The organism is Actinomadura kijaniata NBRC 14229 (assembly GCF_001552175.1).
Classification (GTDB): Bacteria; Actinomycetota; Actinomycetes; order Streptosporangiales; family Streptosporangiaceae; genus Spirillospora; species Spirillospora kijaniata.
Window position 1 is genome coordinate 1 of the sequence record NZ_BCQR01000219.1, and the last position, 17,282, is coordinate 17,282.

The following is a 17,282-nucleotide window of genomic DNA, read 5'->3' on the forward strand; positions in this document are numbered from 1 at the left end:
GGCGGGCGGCGGCCCGCACCAGCGGGGCGGTGCCGTCGCGGGAGCCGTCGTCGGCGACCAGCACCTCCCAGGAGCCCGCGGCGCGGTCCAGGTGGGCCCGGAGCGCCGCGAGGGTCGCGGGCAGCCGGTCCCGCTCGTTGTAGGCGGGGATGACGACCGTCAGCTCGACCGAGGATGCGTTCACGTCCCGGTGACCGCCCCGGCCGCGCGTCCGGTTGTATGACGTAGGTCACATTCGCCGGGCGAGGGCGCGCTGCCAGGATGACGGTATGGATCTCGACCGGCTGGCCGGGCCCCTCCAGGAGACGCTCGCCGGGCACTACGGGCCGGGCGTGCGGGTCCGCGGCCTGGCCCGCGACAGCGGCGGCGCGTCCCGTGTCACCTGCGCTTTCGACGCCGTCACCGAGGACGGCACGGTCCATCCGCTGATCCTGCGGCTGGCCGCGCCGGGGGCGACGGCGGGCATCCCCCTCACCCGCGAGGCCGCGCTGATGCGGGCGGCGCGGGCGGCCGGGGTGCCCAGCCCGCGGGTGGTGGCCGAGGGCGACGCGGACGGGCCCCTGGGCGCCGAGTTCGTCGTGATGGAACGCGTCGAGGGCGAGACCATCCCGCGCCGCGTCCTGCGCGACCCGGCGCTGGCCGGGGCGCGGTCCCGGATGGCCGCGCGGTGCGGCGAGATCCTGGCGGCCGTGCACCGCATCCCCGCCGACGCCGTCCCCGGCCTCGACGACGCCGACCAGCTCGCGGCGTGGCGGGAGGTGCTGGACCTGACGGGGCGGCCGCATCCGGCGCTGGAGTTCGCGCTGCGCTGGCTGGACCGCAACCGCCCGCCCGTCCGCCGCACGGCCGTCGTGCACGGCGACTTCCGCAACGGCAACCTCATCGTCGGCCCCGACGGCGTCCGCGCCGTCCTGGACTGGGAGCTGGCCCACCTCGGCGACCCGCTGGAGGACCTGGGCTGGCTGTGCGTGAAGGCGTGGCGGTTCGGGGCCGCGCCGCCGGTCGGCGGGTTCGGCTCCTACGACCAGCTCACCGCGGCGTACGAGGAGGCGGGCGGCGGCCCGGTGGACCGGGACGCGTTGCGCTGGTGGGAGATGTTCGGGGTGGCGCGGTGGGCGGTCATCTGCGTCATGCAGGCGCAGCGGCACCTGACCGGCGGCGAACGCTCGGTCGAGCTCGCCGCGATCGGCCGCCGCGTCGCCGAGAACGAGTGGGACCTGCTGCGGATGATTCCCTGACCGCCACCGGTCCTGCCACCACCGGTCCTGCCGCCCGGCCGTCAGCCCTCGCCCACCAGGTGCGCGTAGACGATGACGTTGTCGCGGTAGGAGTGGTCCCGCTTGTCGTAGGCCCCGCCGCACGTCACCAGCCGCAGCCCGGCGTAGCGCACGTCGCCGTACACGCGGTTGCGCGGGAACTCCCACTTGGGGACCTGCTCCACGGCGTCCACCGTGAACACGGCGGTGCGCCGGTCCTCGCGCACGACCCGGACCGTCGCGCCCGGCTTCAGCCGGTGCAGCCGGAAGAACACCGCCTGCCCGTCCAGGTCGTCGTAGTGGCCGAGCATGACCGACGAGCCGCGCGCGCCGGGCGCGGGGCCGTGCTGGTACCAGCCGACGTCGTCGGACCGGGCGAACGGCGGGACCTGCACGGTCCGGTCGTCGTTCTGCCCGACGCGCATCACCCCGGCGTCGACGCCGAGGGCGGGGATCCTCAGCCGGGCGGGCGGCGAGGCGGGCAGGGCGGGGCCGTCGGGCAGGTTCCACAGGGCCTTCGGGCCGCCCTGGTCGCGGTAGCGGGGCGCGGGCCCGTCGCGCATGCCGTGGCCCATCGCCAGCGCGCCGAGCAGCGCCAGCCCGGCCGCGACCAGGTAGCCGGGGTTAGGCGCTCCCACGGGTCCGGGTGCGCAGCAGCACGGTCCCGCCGACCGCCGTCGCGGCGAGGAGCATCGTCAGCCCCAGCGCCGTCCACGGCACGTCCGGTCCCTGCGTCCCGCCGCCGCCGGTCATCGCCCAGCCGTGCGGCCGGTCGTGGTGCCGGGGCTGCGGCTTGTGCCTGCGCACCACGACCGTGCCGTTCTGGGAGTAGTTGGACGGGATGCACTTGGCGTCGATGCGGTAGCGCCCCGGCTTGCTCTTCCTCACCTTGACCTTGACGCTGAACCAGCCGTCGTTGACCGGCCCCTGGCCGGTCGCGGCCCCGGTGACGCTGACGAAGGTGTCGTTGCCCCGCTGGCCTCCGGAGGTGCAGCCGCCCGAGACGGTGACGGTCTGGCCGGGGCGGGCGACCCGCGGATCGACGTCCAGGTCGTCGGCGTGCGCGGGCGGGCCCAGCCCGACGGCGCCCGACAGCACGGCTCCCGAGACGAGCCCGGCCCACGCGGCGGCTCTCACCTGCACCTGTCCCCCCGAAGTCCTCGTGCCCGCGAGGCTGGCGCCCCGTTTCGGAGGTGATTCCCGGGGCTGGAGCGGCCAAGGCGGCGGAGGGGGTTTCTTTGGTCGAGTATTACCGGCGGGGGAGGGGCCGGGCCCCTTCCCCGCCGGTCACCGGCTTACTGCAGCAGCGTCCACCAGCCGGGGGACGTGTCGGGGGTCCGGCCCGTGCCCGGCCGCGCCACCCGGAACAGCTCGCCCTGGTGGGTCACCAGCGCGCCGGGCGCGTAGGCGGTGCCGCCCTGCCAGGCCGGGACGCCCACCGGGGAGAGGCGGCTGACCCTCCCGTCGGCGGCGCGGGTGCGGGTCAGCGCGTACGCGCCGACCTTCACCGGCCCGGTGTAGGTCCGCCAGCGCGTGCCGTCGGTGGAGTACTCGACCGGCAGGCCCGGGTTGCGGACGTTGGCGGTGAGCACGCCGCCCTCCAGCCTGGCGCCGGGCAGCGGGATCCGGTAGTTCACGCCGCCGCCGGGCGCGCCGACGGGCTTGTAGTGCGACAGCAGCGGGAGCGTGACCTGCCCGAGCGTGTTGGTGAACACGTTCCACGCCGCGGGCATCCGCTGCGGGGTCGGGATGTCGCGGTTCCAGGCGCGTTCGGCGACGCCCAGCAGCTTGGGGAACGCCTGGTACTCGCGCAGGCCCTCGGTCTTGCCGTTCTCGCCCCACAGCTGGGCCTCGATGCCGAGGATGTTCTTCCTGCCCCGCTCGGTGAGCCTCACCCAGTCGGGGCCGGGGGTGACGGGGTTGCCCCAGCGGTCCTCGACGGCGTTGGCGTACACGTCGAACGGCTGGTAGGTGAACGTGCTCTTGTCGTCCACGTACGCCGCCCAGTAGTAGCCGGGCTCGTCGGGGTCCTTGTTGTAGGCCAGGTCCAGGTACAGGTTGGTGGCGTGCGCGAGGATCACCGGGGTGCCCTCGTTGGCGAACCGGTACGCCCAGTCCTCGCGGCCCCAGCCCCACACGTTCTGCCAGGGCAGCGGCGCGAAGTTCTTCAGCCGCAGCCCGCGGTGGGGGTCGGTGACGTCCTCCCACCCGGCGGTGGTCGGCGCGACCCTCTGCGCGATGGCGTTCCACTTGGTGAAGAACAGGTCGGCCAGTTCCTCACCGGTCCTGCCCGCGGTCTCGGGGTTGGCCTTGCAGGCGGGCGAGCCGTTCCACCAGCCCGACGCCGGTCCCGGCGGCTCGTCGCCGCCCAGGTTGACGCGGTTGAGCGGGGCGCCCGCCGAGGTGTACATCTTCTTGACCTCGCCCACGACCTTGCCGAGGAACGCGTAGGTGCTCTTGATGCACGGGTTGACGAGGTTGTCGTTGTAGTACTGCACGCTGACGTGCCGGGAGGTGTCGGCCGGGTCCAGCAGGCGGTAGGTGGTGTCGCCGCGCTGGGCGCGCCGTTCCATCGCCTGCACGGCGGCGCGGGCGTGGGCGGGGAAGTTCAGCTCGGGGATGACCTCGATGTGCCGTTCGGTCGCGTACTTCAAGATCTCCCGGAAGTCGCGCGCCGAGTAGTGGCCGCCGCCCTTGCCCACGAAGTTCAGGGTGGACTGCTCGAAGCCCTGGTAGGCCGGGCGGCGTCCGAGGTTGGCCTCGGTGTGGTTCCGGGCCTTGCCGGTGATCCCGTCGCCGCCGCCCAGGTCGTTGACCGAGCCCATGCCCTGGTGCAGCGCCCGCTTCTCGGGCGGGTCGAGGGCGCGGCGCGCGCCGAAGCCGGTCAGCTCGGGCAGGCCGGGGATCTCCAGCCGCCAGCCCTCGTCGTTGGTCAGGCCGAGGTGCAGCCGGTTGAGCTTGGTGAACGCCATCAGGTCCAGGAACCGTTTGATCGTCTCCTTGGACTCGAAGTGCCGCCCCACGTCGATGTGCAGGCCCCGGTAGCCGAACAGCGGCGCGTCGGTGACGACCGCGCGCGGCACCGGGACCGTCGAGGTCCGCGCCCGGTAGGCGTCGACGGGCACCAGCTGCCGGAGCGTCTGCACGCCGTACAGCACCCCGGCGCGCCCGCCGCCGACGATCTCCACGCCCCGGCCGCCGACGGTGAGCCGGTAGCCCTCGGCGTCGGGTTTGCCGTCGGCGGTGACGTCGAGCTTCGGGTCGAGCCGCAACGTGATCGGCGCGCCCCTGCCGCCCGCCACGTCGGACAGGGCCTCGCGCAGGTAGCGGGCCTCGCCGCGCAGCGCGGCCGGGGCCGACACCGCCGAGCCGCCGCCGACGCGGGTCGTCCCGCCCGTGGCGGTCGCCGACAGCGGCTGGGGGACCAGGCGTTGCCGGAGCGTGAGGTCCACCTTGGTGGAGGTGTTCTCGGCGTAGCGGATTCCGGCGTTCTGCACCGGCCGCCGGTCGCCGGAGAACGCCTTGGTCTGCTTGGGGTCGTCCGGGTCGAGCAGCGTCCTGGCGGGCAGCCAGCGCGCGGGGCCGTTCCCGAACGCGATGCTCCAGCCCGCCGGGGCGTCGGACTTGTGGGTGGTCCACAGCTCGATGTTGATGTCGATCTTCCGGCGCTCGCCGGGCGCGACGGGCCGGAACCCGGCCAGCGGCCGGAGGGCGAAGAAGTCGCCGCTCTGGGCCCGGTCGCCGCGCGTCACCGCGAGTCCCTGGCCGGCGAGCTGCCTGCGGGCGAGGTCGCCGGGCGCTCCCGCCAGGACGGCGGCGGGCTGGCGCACGGAGTTGAAGTACATCGTCCAGCCGCCGCCCAGGGAGCAGCGGCGGTCGGCGTTGGAGAGGGTCAGCCGGGCCCGCAGGTACTGGGCGTCGGTGACGGTGTGGTCGACCGGCTGGTAGGTCATCAGCAGGTCGCGGGGGTCGGGGTGGCAGCCGGCCGAGGCGGTGCCGGAAGCGAGCGCGGTCCCGAGCGCGGCGGCGACGATGGCGGCCGTGCCCAGAGCTGTCGATCTCGGTCGTGATCTCAGCGCCATGAATAGGAAAGTAACCTTTCTGTTTCCTCCGGGCACGGCGCCTGATCCGGCCAGCCCCGAACGCGCAGGCAGCCCCGCCGGTCCGCTCCCGGACACGCGGAAGAGGTTGACGGGGCTGCCGTTGTCAGCGGGTCAGCGGAGGCCGAACTCCCAGTTGCGGCCCGCGGCGTACTCCCTGAGGACGCGGCGCGCGGTGGTGGTGATGTGGACCTCGTCGGGCCCGTCGAAGATCCGGCCCGCCCGCGCGTGCCGGTACATGTGGTCCAGCGGCGTGTCCTCGGTGAGCCCCTCGGCCCCGTGGACCTGGATCGCGCGGTCGATGACGTTGTGCAGCATCCGCGCCGCCGCCACCTTGATCACCCCGATCTCCACTCTCGCCACCGGCCCCCGGCTCGGCTCCCCCGCGTCGATCTTGTGCGCCGCGTGCAGCGTCAGCAGCCGCGCCGACTGGATCTCGTGGTAGGAGTCGAACACGTGCTGCTGCATGAGCTGCTTCTCGTGCAGCGGCCCCCCGAACGCCGTCCGCTGGTGCAGCCGCGCGCACATCAGGTCGAACGCCCGCTGCGCCTGCCCCAGGAACCGCATGCAGTGAAAGATCCGCCCCGGTCCCAGCCGTTCCTGGGCGATGACGAACCCGTGCCCGCGCGGCCCCAGCAGGTTCCCCTCCGGCACCCGCACCTCGTCGTAGACGACCTCGCAGTGCCCGCCGCGCAGGCCGAGCACCGGGGTCTCGCGCACGATCGTGTAGCCCGGCGTGTCCGTCGGCACCAGGATCATGCTGAACGCCAGGTGCGGCGGCGCCCCCTCCGGCTCGGTCCGGCACATCACCGTCGTGTAGGCGGCCCGGTCGGCGAGCGTGGTGAACCACTTGCGGCCCCGGATCACCCACTCGCCGTCCTCCAGCGTCGCCGACGTGGTGAGCTGCGTCGGGTCGGAGCTGGAGATCCCCGGCTCGGTCATCGCGAAGCTCGGGTAGATCTCCGCCCGCACCAGCGGCGCGAGGAACCGTTCCCGCTGCGCCTCGTTCGCGTACCGGTGCAGCATCAGCGAGTCCTGCAACGTGAACGTGCCGAGCGCGAGCTGCCCGAACTCGCTGCGCCCCTGCACCTCGTTGACGAACACGTAGTCCAGGAACGGCAGCCCGCCCCCGCCCAGCTCCCTGGGATGGCCGAGCGCCCACAGGCCCTCGGCCCTGGCCTGGCGCTGCAACTCCCGCAGCAGGTCCTCGGACTCCTTGTCGCCCCGGCGCAGCACGGGCTCGGCGGGCTCGACCCGCTCGGTCATGAACGCGTGGACGGCGTCGCGGACCGGCCGCACGGACGCGGGCACCTCGAAGCTCATGATCCCTCCTCGGTCTAGAATCGCATTCTGTCCCGCACCGAAGGGAAACGCGATGCCCCCGCCGCACGACGCCCCGTCCGCCGCCGAACTCGTCACCGCCGTCCGCGAGTTCCTGGAACACGACGTGCTCCCCGGCCTGGAGGGCCGCACCCGCTTCCACGCCCTGGTCGCGATGAACACGCTGGCCATCGTGGAGCGTGAGATACGTCTGGGAGCAGGGCAGGCGGCGGAGCACGACGCGCGCCTGAAGGACCTGGGCTACCAGGATGACGCGGCTCTGGCCGCCGCCATCCGGGCGGGTGATCTCGACGCGCGTCACGCTGAGTTGAAGTCGGCCCTGGCTGCCGCGGTTCGGGACAAGCTGCTCGTCTCCAACCCGGCGTACCTCGACGAGTGAGCTCGCCGGGTCGCCGAGATCCTCATCGCGGACACGGGATCGTGGCCGCCAACGCGCCGGGGGTCGTACGCGAAGCGGTCCGGTCACCTCGGTGACCGGGCCGCTCTGCGTGACGTGCGGTGAGTATCAGGTGCTGGAGGCCAGGTCCAGTTCCTTCTTCACCTTCGGGTCGCCCTCGTCGGCGACGTAGTCGGACGCCTTCGTGGCGTCCTCGCCGTCGGCGACCTTGGCCGCGCGCAGCACCAGGGTGCCGAGCACCGCGATGACCAGGTTGACCGCCAGCGCGAGCACGCCGACGTACACCGTCATCTTGGTGTCCAGGCCCAGCTCGCCCAGCGGGTAGGCCGAGCCGCCGAAGTGCGCCTTGCCCTTGGCCGGGTTCGGGATCTGGTAGAGCATCCACAGGCCCACCGCCAGGCCGGCGGCCCAGCCCGCGATCAGCGCGCCGCGGTGGAACCAGCGGGTGACCAGGCCCAGCGCCACGGCCGGGAGCGTCTGCAGGATGACGACGCCGCCGATGAGCTGCAGGTCGATGGAGAACTGCGGGTCCAGCAGCAGGATGCAGGCGACCGCGCCGACCTTGACGACCAGCGAGACCAGCTTGGAGACCTTGGCCTCCTGCGCCTCGGTGGCGTCCTTGCGCAGGTACTCGCGGTAGATGTTGCGGGTGAACAGGTTCGCCGCGGCGATCGACATGATCGCGGCGGGCACCAGCGCGCCGATGCCGATCGCGGCGTAGGCGACGCCGGTGAACCAGCTCGGGAACATCTGGTCGAACAGCACCGGCACGACGGTGTTGGTGTCGGGCTTGCCGTCGGTGACGATCGGCTTGACGTTCGCCGCGATCGCCATGAAGCCGAGCAGGGCGATCAGGCCGAGCACGAAGCTGTAGGCGGGCAGCGCGGCCATGTTCCGCTTGATGACGTCGCGGTTCTTGCTGGCCAGCACGCCGGTGATGCTGTGCGGGTACAGGAACAGCGCCAGCGCCGAGCCCAGCGCGAGCATCGCGTAGTTGAGCTGGTTGGTGCCGTTCAGCAGGATGCCGTCGCTGGGGACGGGCGTCTTGTCGAACTTGGCCTGGGCGGAGTCGAAGATGTTGCCCCAGCCGCCGAGCTTGCTCGGGATGTACAGCACCGCGACGATGATGACCAGGTAGATCAGCACGTCTTTGACGAACGCGATCAGCGCGGGGGCCCGCAGGCCGGACTGGTAGGTGTAGGCCGCCAGGATCCCGAAGGCGATGACGATCGGCAGGTGGCCGGTGATCCCCATCGCCTTCAGCACCGCCTCGATGCCGACCAGCTGGAGCGCGATGTAGGGCATCGTGGCGACGATGCCGGTGATCGCGACGACCAGGGCCAGGGTGGGGGAGCCGAAGCGGGCCCGCACGAAGTCGGCCGGGGTGACGAAGCCGTGCACGTGCGACACCGACCACAGCCGGATCAGCACGAGGAAGACCAGCGGGTACACCACGATGGTGTAGGGCACCGCGTAGAAGCCGGCCGCGCCCGCGCCGAACACCAGCGCCGGGACGGCGACGAAGGTGTAGGCGGTGTACAGGTCGCCGCCGATCAGGAACCAGGAGATCCAGGACCCGAAGCTGCGGCCGCCGAGGCCCCACTCGTCCAGCGACTCCATGGTGGTCGGCCGGCGCCACCGGGCCGCGACGAAGCCCATCCCGCTGACCAGCAGGAACAGCAGGCCGAAAATGATCAGTTCGGTGAGGTGCTCGCCCGTCACGGATCAGCCCTTCCTCTTGGTCGCCCGGTAGACCACGACCGTGCAGAGCACGCCCAGCGGGATGAAGGCGAACTGGATCCAGTAGAAGGCCGGGAATCCGGCGATCCGGGGTCCGTCGCTGTTGAACAGGAAGGTCAGCAGCGGGACCACCACGGGGATGATCAGGAGCCAGTTCCAGGGACTGCGGTCGCTCCGCCGTGTCTCCGGCGGAGAATCTTTCGTGACCACGGCTCCTCCTCGTCGCGTGTCGTGCGGGCGTCGGCGGGCGGGGTGTCCGCATGCTGAGACGGCCCGCGGGCTGGGGTGAGTGGCGAGAGCCTATGAGTCCCTGGTCACGGGCCGATCTCGGAGATGGTACGAGTTGATGGATCGTTCCATAATCTGGACTAAACCGGACTAAACGGACGGTGGGGGAGTCTCCACCGGGTCCTCCACCGGGTCCTCCCGGTCGTCGAACTCCAGGCGCAGCGCCTTCGCCATCGTGGCGTGCATGTCGTACAGGCACGTCACGTAGGTCAGTTCGAGGATCTGCTCGTCGGGCAGGTGCCGTCTCAGCGTCTGGAACACCTCGTCGTGGACGCGCCCGCCGTTCAGCACGAGCGCGTCGGCGTAGGCGAGCACGGCCCGCTCCAGGGGGTCGAACAGGTCCGACACCTCCCAGTGGGCCACGGCCTGGATCTTGTCCTCCGGCACGCCCAGGGCCCGCATCTGCTTGCGGTGCTGCGCGTACACGAACCGGCTGCCCCGCGCCCACCCGGCCCGCGTCTGCCCGAGCTCCCGCAGGACGGGGTCGAGCGAGACCTCCCGGTAGAGCTGGAAGCCCGCCACGCAGTGCTTGAAGACCGCGTGGTCGAGGGCGAAGACCGTCCACCAGTCGCCGGGGGTCCCGTCCGTCGTCCCCGGCTCCGCGACCGGGTCGCGGCCCTCGCCGAAGAGCAGGTCGTAGAAGAACTGAACGAGCTTGTCGTCACGCTCGGTGGCCTCGGCGCGGGAGACCTGGCGGAGTCTGGGCATGCTGCGGCGGCCTTTCGGGGGAGCGGTGGACGGGGGCGCCCGCGGTCACACGGTGCGGTCGGCGGCGGTCTTCGGCTCGTGGCGGACGTCGGTCTCGGGATCCAGCCCGCGGGTCCAGGCGGCGAACTCCACCAGGATCCCGTCGGGGTCCTTGAAGTAGAGGGAGCGCACGAACACCCCGTCGTGCACGTCCTTGGCGACGCCGAACTCGCTGTCGTCGTGGTTGAGCAGGACGCCGACGTCGACGCCCTTGGCGATCAGCCGGTCCCGGTACTCCTCGATCCTCTCGGGCGGGACGTCGAAGGCCACGTGGTTCATCGAGCCGACCGCCGACAGCAGCTCGCCCCGGTCGGGCAGGTTCTTGGGCGCCGACACGCCGGGCACGGGCTCGGGCGCGTCGGGGAACCAGAAGAACGCCAGCGCGTTGCCGCCGCCGCAGTCGAAGAAGAAGTGCTGGCCCCAGCCCATCGGCAGCTCGATCGTCTTGATCAGGGGCATGCCGAGCACGCCGGAGTAGAAGTCCACGGTGGCCTTCATGTCCCGGCAGACGAGCGCCAGGTGGTTGATGCCGCGCAGTTCGAACTCGGTGTTCCCGCGGTCCACGGTGGGTCCTCCCGCCTCGTGCCGTAAGTGATCGCTTTTCATCTTCGCAGGGTCGGCGGACGAACAGAACCCCGGCCCGGTCCGCGAGGCGGCGGCGACCGGACGGGCCCGTCAGGCTTGGCCCGGGGCCATGGCACCCGGTAGTCTCGCTCCATGCGAACCGGAACCCACCAGTGGTGGTGGCGCCGCTGAGGCGGCGCCGGTTCTCGCACGTTCGACATCCAGGCGACCGCCCCCAGCCGGCGGTCGTTTCCCGTTTCCGTCGGCGGGGGCCCGAACACGAGGGGCCACCACGGTGGAGACCGTCTCGCATCAGCCGTTGACCACCGAGTTCGTCACGGCCGGGGGGTTGCGGGTCACCCGTACCGCCGCGCCCGTCGACCCCGAGCGCAAGTCCGACGTGCTCAACGCGCTCGTCGCCGCCGTCGGGGAGCGGCGCGGCGGCGTGCTCAGCTCCGGCATGGAGTATCCGGGCCGCTACAGCCGCTGGCACATGGCCTACATCGACCCCTGCCTGGAGATCATCGCCACGGGGCGCACGATCACCGCGCGGGCCCTCAACGACCGCGGCCGGGTGCTGCTGCCCGCGCTGGCGGGGGCGATGCGCGGCACCGGCGAGGTCCGGGCCGACGAGGCGGACCGGTTCGCGGTGTTCGTGCCGCCGACCGAGGAGTTCTTCCCCGAGGAGGAGCGCAGCCGCCAGCCCACCGTCTTCACCGCGCTGCGCGCCGTGGTCGACCTGTTCCGCTGCGACGACCCGCACCTGGGGCTGTACGGGGCGTTCGGGTACGACCTGTCGTTGCAGTTCGAGCCGCTGCGCACCCGCCTGGAACGCCCCGACCACCAGCGCGACCTGGTGCTGCACCTGGCCGACGAGCTGATCGTGGTGGACCGCAAGCGCGAGACCTCGCACCGGATGTCCTACGACTTCGAGGTGGAGGGGGTCGGCACCGCGGGGCTGCCACGGGCGACCGAGCCGACGCCCGTCCAGGTCGCCGCCGAGCCGCCACCGCAGCCGGTGCCGGGCGTGTACGCGCAGATGGTGCGCGAGGCCAAGGAGAAGTTCGTCCGGGGCGACCTGTTCGAGGTCACGCCGGGGCACGCCATGTACGGGCGGTGCACCGACCCGGCGGCGTTCTTCGAGCGGCTGCGCGAGACCAACCCCGCCCCCTACGAGTTCATGTTCAACCTCGGTGAGGGCGAGTACCTGGTCGGGGCGTCGCCGGAGATGTTCGTGCGGGTCAGCGGGGACCGGGTGGAGACCTGCCCGATCGCCGGGACGATCCGGCGCGGCGCCGACCCGCTGGAGGACGCCGAGCAGATCCGCACGATCCTGTCCTCGCTCAAGGACGAGTCGGAGCTGACGATGTGCACCGACGTGGACCGCAACGACAAGTCGCGGGTCTGCGTGCCGGGCAGCGTCAAGGTGCTGGGCCGCCGCCAGATCGAGCTGTACTCGCGGCTGATCCACACCGTGGACCACATCGAGGGGCGGCTGCGGCCCGGGTTCGACGCGCTGGACGCGTTCCTGACCCACATGTGGGCGGTGACGGTGACGGGCGCGCCCAAGACGTGGGCGATGCAGTTCATCGAGGACCACGAGGACTCGCCGCGCCGCTGGTACGGCGGGGCGGTCGGCTGCGTCGGCTTCGACGGCTCGATGAACACCGGGCTGACGCTGCGGACCGCGCAGATCCGCGACGGGATCGCGACCGTGCGGGCGGGCGCGACGCTGCTGTACGACTCCGACCCCGACGAGGAGGAGCGCGAGACGCACCTGAAGGCGAGCGCGCTGCTGGGGGCCCTCGCCGAGTCGCAGGAGGGGGCGCGCGCGGCGGACACGGCGGACACGGCGGCGGAGCCGGCCCCGGCGGGCGCGGGCGAGGGCCTGAAGGTGCTGCTGGTCGACCACGAGGACTCGTTCGTCAACACCCTGGCCGACTACTTCCGGCAGCAGGGCGCGGACGTGGTGACGCTGCGGCACGGGTTCCCGGCGCGGATGCTCGACGAGCACGCCCCCGACCTGGTGGTGCTGTCGCCCGGCCCGGGCCGTCCGGAGGACTTCGCCACTAACGCGCTGCTGGACGCGCTGGACGAGCGGCGGCTGCCCGTGTTCGGGGTGTGCCTGGGGCTCCAGGCGATGGTGGAGCACGCGGGCGGCGAGCTGGCGCTGCTGCCCGAGCCGTCGCACGGCAAGCCTGGACGGGTGCGGGTGACCGGCGGCGCGCTGTTCGAGGGACTGCCGGGGGAGTTCACCGCCGCCCGCTACCACTCGCTGCACGCCACCCCCGAACGCGTGAAGGGCTTCCAGATCACGGCGCTGACCGGGGACGTGGTCATGGGGATCGAGGACACCGAGCGGCGGCGCTGGGCGGTGCAGTTCCACCCCGAGTCGATCCTCACCGCGCAGGGCCGCTCGGGGCACCGGATCGTGGCCAACGTGCTGCGGCTGTGCCGCGCCCGCTGATTTCCGGACAGCACACAAGGATGATTACGGTCACCCCGGACGGGTCGAAGGTTTGTTCCCCTCCGTCCGGGGGACCTCCGGGCCATGCTTGCCACACTGTGCGCCATCGTCGCGCTGATCCTGATCGTCTACGGCATCTACATCCTGGTCGCCCGCCGCGACCTGCTCTGGGGGATCGTGCTCATCGTGGTCGGCTTCCTGGTCGGCCCCGGCGGGTTCTGGATCTTCAATCCCTGACGCCGTCCCGGAAAGACTGACATGAGGTGTCAGGTTTCGGTGCCAGCCTGGACGGCATGGAACGAGATCTGACCGGAAAGATCGCGCTGGTCGCGGGGGCCACCCGCGGCGCGGGCCGGGGCATCGCCGTCGCCCTGGGGGAGCGGGGTGCGACCGTGTACTGCACGGGACGCACCACCCGCGCCGGGCGTTCGGAGATGAACCGTCCCGAGACCATCGAGGAGACCGCCGAACGGGTCACCGCCGCCGGCGGGAAGGGGATCGCGGCCCGGGTGGACCATCTGGACCCGGGCCAGGTCGCCGGCCTGGTCGCGCGGATCGACGCCGACCACGGCCGCCTGGACGTCCTCGTCAACGACATCTGGGGCAGCGACCACCTGTTCGAGTTCCGCACGCCGTTCTGGGAGCTGTCCCTGGACGACGGGCTGCGGATGATGCGGCTGGCGCTCGACACCCACCTGATCACCGCCCACCACGCGCTGCCGCTGCTGCTGAGCGGGCCCGGCGGTCTCCTGGTGGAGATCACCGACGGCACCGCCGAGACCAACGCCGGATACCGCGGCGACTGCGGGATCTTCTACGACCTGGCCAAGTGGGCGGTGATCCGGCTGGGCCGGACGTTCGCCGAGGAGATCGGGCCGCGGGGCGCCACCGCGCTGTCGCTGACGCCGGGCTGGCTGCGGTCGGAGGCGATGCTGGAGCACTTCGGCGTCACCGAGGAGAACTGGCGCGACGGCACCAGGGTCAACCCGCACTTCGCGATCTCCGAGACGCCCCTGTTCGTCGGCCGCGCCGTCGCCGCGCTGGCCGCCGACCCCGACCGGTCCCGCTGGAACGGGCGTTCGCTGTCGGCCGGGGAGCTCGCCCCGGTCTACGGCTTCACCGACACCGACGGCAGCCGGCCCGACGCCTGGCGGTACATCGCCGAGGTGGAGTCGCAGGGCAAACCCGCCGACGTGACCGGCTACCGGTAGGGCACGTCACCGGTAGAGCGCGGCGACGCGGCGGGCGGTGGCGGCGATCTCCTCGCGCAGCCCGGCGGGCTCGACGACCTCGACGTCGGCGCCCAGCCGCAGCAGCTCGTGCAACGCGACCGCGGGGGACTCGACCGGCAGGGTGGTGGTGACCCAGCCGTCCGCGTCGGGCTCCCCCGCCGCCTCGGCGGCGTACCGCGCCGCGTACGGCTCCACGGCGTACCGCAGCCCCCGCATCCCGGCGGGGCTGAGCCGCACGGTGATCCTCTCGCGCAGCATCGACCGCAGGAACGATTCGGCCTGCTCGCGCCAGTACCCGGGCAGGTCGAAGCCCTCGTCCCGGTCGAACACCGCCCCGGTCGGCCGGACGGCGACGATCTTGTCCACCCGGTAGGTGCGGTGGCCCCCGCCCGCCGCGCGGGCGGGGCCGCCCTCGACCCGCGCCACCAGGTACCAGGTGCCGTTCTTGAGCACCAGGGCGTACGGCTCGACGGTCCGCACCACCTCGCGGTCGCGGCGGTACCGCAGCTCCACCACCTGGTCCCGCCACACCGCGCCGGTCAGCTCCCGCAGCAGCGGGGGAGGGCCCGACTCCCCGAACCAGCCGGGCGCGTCGAGGTGGAACCGCTGCCCCGCGCGCTCGGGGGCGTCCCGCAGCGTCGCCGGGAGCGCCGCCAGGACCTTCAGCTCGGCGGCGGCGACCGCGTCGGCCAGCCCCATGTCCCGCGCCGGGCCGGGCAGCCCCGCCAGGAACAGCGCCTCGGCCTCCTCCCGGCTGAGCCCCGTCAGCCGGGTCCGGTAGCCGTCGACGAGCCGGTACCCGCCGCCCCGCCCCTGCTCGGCGTAGACCGGGACGCCCGCCGCCGACAGCGCCTCCACGTCGCGGTACACCGTCCGCTCCGACACCTCCAGCTCGGCGGCCAGCTCGGCGGCCGTCATCGAGCCCCGCGACTGGAGCAACAGGACCAGGGAGATGAGCCGGGACGCACGCATGCGCCCATCTTGACATTCTTGTGTGAGAAACCGGGCCTTTCGCTGTTCTGTGAGGTCGTGGCGTTGCTAGCGTCCGGGGCGTGCCGAACACCCACACCACCCAGAACTCCCTGACGGCCTTCGTCGACGCCCTGCCCAAGGTCGAGCTGCACGTCCACCTGGTCGGCTCGGCCTCGGTGCCGACCGTGCTGGAACTGGCCCGCCGCCATCCCGGAGGCCCCGTTCCCGTCACCGAGGAGGCGCTGCGCGACTTCTACGTCTTCCGCGACTTCCCGCACTTCGCCGAGGTGTACCTGGCGGTGTCGGACCTGGTGCGCGACCCCGAGGACGTCGCCACGCTCGTCGTCGGGACCGCCCGCGACCTGGCCGCGCAGAACGTCCGCTACGTCGAGCTGACCGTCACCCCCTACAGCCACCAGCGGGTCGGCATGCCGATGCCCGCCATCACCGAGGCGCTCGACCGGGCCGTGCGCGACGCCCGCGAGCGGCACGGCATCCGGGTCGCCTACATCTTCGACATCCCCGCCGAGTTCGGCGAGGACGCCGCGCGAGGCACCCTCGACCACGCCCTGAACCACCCACCGGAGGCGCTGGTCGGGTTCGGGATCGGCGGCGACGAGAGCGTGCGCGCCAAGCACCGCGACGCGTTCCGGGACGCGTTCACCGCCGCCCGCGCCGCCGGGCTGCGCAGCCTCCCGCACGCCGGGGAGATGACCGGCCCCGAAACGATCTGGGAGGCGCTGGAGCACTACGGCGCCGAGCGCATCGGGCACGGCAACAACTGCCTGGCCGACCCGCGCCTGGTCGCCCACCTGCGCGAACACCAGATCCCGCTGGAGGTGTGCCCGACCTCCAACGTGTGCACCGGGCAGGTCGCCACGATCGCCGACCACCCGCTGCCGCGCCTGCTGGAGGAGGGCCTGTACGTCACCCTCAACAGCGACGACCCGCCGATGTTCAACACCACGCTGACCGGCGAGTACCGGGCCGCGGCCGAGGTGTTCGGGCTCGGCGCGGCCGACCTGGCCGACCTGGCCCGCAACGCCGTGCGCGCGTCCTGCCTGGACGAGGCCGGGCAGCGGGAGATCCTCGACGGGATCGACCGGGTCGCGGGCTGAACCGGGCCGGGCTGTGCCGGGCCGGGCCGTGCCGGTCCGGGCTCAGCCCCAGGCCAGCAGCCGCCACGGGCTGGCCGGATCCTGCGTGAGGATGCGGTGCCCCGCCAGGGACCGCTCGTACCACTCGCCGAACTCGCCCTCGTCGAACCGCAGCATCCGGCCCAGCACGTACCCGGCCGAGAACTCCCGCCACGACCGGTAGACCCGGCCCGCCAGCCGGCCGGCCCGCAGCACCGCCTCCTCGGCGGCCTCGGCGTCGCAGAACCGGGCGCCGAGGCCCCAGCGGGCCATGTTCACCGCCCGCCCGAAGTCGTAGCCGAACACGCTGTCCACCCGCCCGTCGGGCGGCAGCAGCCCGTCGGACCGGAACCGCGCCTCGTACCGCAGGACCAGCGCCGACAGCTCCACCAGCTCGCGCGCGGCGTCGGCGGGCACCTCCTGCGCGGCGCACCAGTCCACGATCGCGTCCCGCCAGTCGCGCGGGCCCATGCCGTGCTGCCGCCGGTCCAGCACGATCTGGATGGCCGGATCGGAGTTCTCGGCGGCCAGCAGCCGGTCGATCTGCTCGCGCCAGGACGCCGGGCCGGTGACGCCCCAGTCGCGTTCCAGCAGCGTCCGCTCGGCGGCCGGGTCGCCGCCGTGCTCCAGCACGTTCCAGGGGACGCCGTTGCCGACCGCCAGGTGCGCGCCGACCGCGAGCGCCGCCGCCAGCCGTCCCCACGTCGCGTGGTCCGGGTCGGCGACCAGCACGTCGTGGTCGCGGTCGGGACGGCGCTGCGCCCGGGCGAGGATCTCGGTGACCCGGCCGTGGCCCTCACCGCCCGGCGGCAGCAGCCCCAGCAGCTCCCGCAGCGGCCCGATCGCCGCGCGCTCCCCGGCGTCCCGGACGATCAGCCGGGCGGCGTGCACCCCGGCGCGGTCGGCGCGCTCGTGCTCGCCCAGCGCGCGGAACGCCGTCATCGCCGCCCACGCCCGCCGCGCGCCCTCGCCGTCGCGCCCGGCCCGGGCCAGCACGTGCGCGGCCTGGTCGTCCAGGATCGCGCGCGGCTCGGCCGCCTGC

At 72.8% G+C, this 17,282-nt stretch carries 17 protein-coding genes; 6 read left to right on the forward strand and 11 right to left on the reverse strand.

The features are described from left to right. The coding region (locus AKI01S_RS44000; RefSeq protein ID WP_157420578.1) for a glycosyltransferase at positions 1-184 on the reverse strand (184 nt) is incomplete at its 3' end. Positions 185-269: 85 nt separating this feature from the next. Here AKI01S_RS44000 and AKI01S_RS44005 point away from each other — a divergent pair. Next, positions 270-1,238, forward strand: a complete 969-nt coding sequence (locus AKI01S_RS44005; RefSeq protein WP_067832016.1) for a phosphotransferase family protein — start codon at positions 270-272, stop codon at positions 1,236-1,238. 41 nt (positions 1,239-1,279) lie between these two features. On the opposite strand, the gene AKI01S_RS44010 is transcribed toward AKI01S_RS44005, so the two are convergent. The 4 genes from AKI01S_RS44010 to AKI01S_RS44025 form a co-directional block, all read right to left on the reverse strand. Then, positions 1,280-1,894 carry a class F sortase gene (locus tag AKI01S_RS44010; RefSeq protein ID WP_067832018.1) on the reverse strand — a complete coding sequence of 205 codons (615 nt, stop codon included), beginning with the start codon at positions 1,892-1,894 and terminating at the stop codon, positions 1,280-1,282. After that, positions 1,881-2,393: a hypothetical protein gene (locus AKI01S_RS44015; protein WP_157420579.1), complete on the reverse strand. Its 513-nt coding sequence runs from the start codon at positions 2,391-2,393 to the stop codon at positions 1,881-1,883. The genes AKI01S_RS44010 and AKI01S_RS44015 overlap by 14 nt, the downstream gene beginning before the upstream one ends. 158 nt (positions 2,394-2,551) lie before the next feature. Then, positions 2,552-5,338, reverse strand: coding sequence for a family 20 glycosylhydrolase (locus AKI01S_RS44020; protein WP_067832021.1), 2,787 nt, complete (start codon positions 5,336-5,338; stop codon positions 2,552-2,554). Positions 5,339-5,470: 132 nt separating this feature from the next. Continuing rightward, complete coding sequence (locus tag AKI01S_RS44025) at positions 5,471-6,679, reverse strand: acyl-CoA dehydrogenase family protein (RefSeq protein ID WP_067832023.1); 1,209 nt, start codon at positions 6,677-6,679, stop codon at positions 5,471-5,473. 52 nt (positions 6,680-6,731) lie between these two features. On the opposite strand from AKI01S_RS44025, the gene AKI01S_RS44030 reads away from it, so the two are divergent. After that, the gene (locus AKI01S_RS44030; protein ID WP_067832025.1) at positions 6,732-7,076 is read left to right on the forward strand and encodes a DUF6285 domain-containing protein; all 345 of its coding nucleotides are present in this window, start codon (positions 6,732-6,734) and stop codon (positions 7,074-7,076) included. 126 nt (positions 7,077-7,202) lie between these two features. On the opposite strand, the gene mctP is transcribed toward AKI01S_RS44030, so the two are convergent. The 4 genes from mctP to AKI01S_RS44050 form a co-directional block, all read right to left on the reverse strand. Further along, positions 7,203-8,816, reverse strand: coding sequence for a monocarboxylate uptake permease MctP (mctP, locus tag AKI01S_RS44035; RefSeq protein ID WP_067832026.1), 1,614 nt, complete (start codon positions 8,814-8,816; stop codon positions 7,203-7,205). 3 nt (positions 8,817-8,819) lie between these two features. Continuing rightward, the gene (locus tag AKI01S_RS44040) at positions 8,820-9,044 is read right to left on the reverse strand and encodes a DUF3311 domain-containing protein (RefSeq protein ID WP_067832027.1); all 225 of its coding nucleotides are present in this window, start codon (positions 9,042-9,044) and stop codon (positions 8,820-8,822) included. A gap of 168 nt (positions 9,045-9,212) precedes the next feature. Then, entirely contained in the window at positions 9,213-9,830 is a 618-nt protein-coding gene (locus AKI01S_RS44045; protein WP_067832028.1) for a carboxymuconolactone decarboxylase family protein, read from the reverse strand. A 45-nt stretch (positions 9,831-9,875) separates the two neighbouring features. After that, positions 9,876-10,433 (reverse strand): VOC family protein, encoded by a 558-nt coding sequence (locus AKI01S_RS44050; RefSeq protein ID WP_245682039.1) that lies wholly within the window; start codon positions 10,431-10,433, stop codon positions 9,876-9,878. Between the two features lie 319 nt (positions 10,434-10,752). Here AKI01S_RS44050 and AKI01S_RS44055 point away from each other — a divergent pair, with 319 nt between their 5' ends. The 3 genes from AKI01S_RS44055 (at position 10,753) to AKI01S_RS44060 (ending at position 14,111) form a co-directional block, all read left to right on the forward strand. Further along, complete coding sequence (locus AKI01S_RS44055) at positions 10,753-12,900, forward strand: anthranilate synthase component I (RefSeq protein WP_067832034.1); 2,148 nt, start codon at positions 10,753-10,755, stop codon at positions 12,898-12,900. An 84-nt stretch (positions 12,901-12,984) separates the two neighbouring features. Next, on the forward strand, positions 12,985-13,137 hold the full coding sequence (locus tag AKI01S_RS52220) for a GPGG-motif small membrane protein (RefSeq protein WP_169814116.1): 153 nt from the start codon (positions 12,985-12,987) through the stop codon (positions 13,135-13,137). Between the two features lie 56 nt (positions 13,138-13,193). Continuing rightward, on the forward strand, positions 13,194-14,111 hold the full coding sequence (locus tag AKI01S_RS44060) for an SDR family oxidoreductase (RefSeq protein WP_067832030.1): 918 nt from the start codon (positions 13,194-13,196) through the stop codon (positions 14,109-14,111). Positions 14,112-14,117: 6 nt separating this feature from the next. On the opposite strand, the gene AKI01S_RS44065 is transcribed toward AKI01S_RS44060, so the two are convergent. Further along, positions 14,118-15,104 (reverse strand): helix-turn-helix transcriptional regulator, encoded by a 987-nt coding sequence (locus tag AKI01S_RS44065; RefSeq protein WP_067832031.1) that lies wholly within the window; start codon positions 15,102-15,104, stop codon positions 14,118-14,120. An 80-nt stretch (positions 15,105-15,184) separates the two neighbouring features. Between AKI01S_RS44065 and add the strand changes: the two genes are divergently transcribed. Continuing rightward, positions 15,185-16,222 carry an adenosine deaminase gene (add, locus tag AKI01S_RS44070; protein WP_067832033.1) on the forward strand — a complete coding sequence of 346 codons (1,038 nt, stop codon included), beginning with the start codon at positions 15,185-15,187 and terminating at the stop codon, positions 16,220-16,222. 42 nt (positions 16,223-16,264) lie between these two features. Here add and AKI01S_RS44075 read toward each other — a convergent pair. After that, positions 16,265-17,282 (reverse strand): DUF1266 domain-containing protein (locus AKI01S_RS44075; RefSeq protein WP_157420580.1); only part of this gene is annotated, 1,018 nt, incomplete at its 5' end.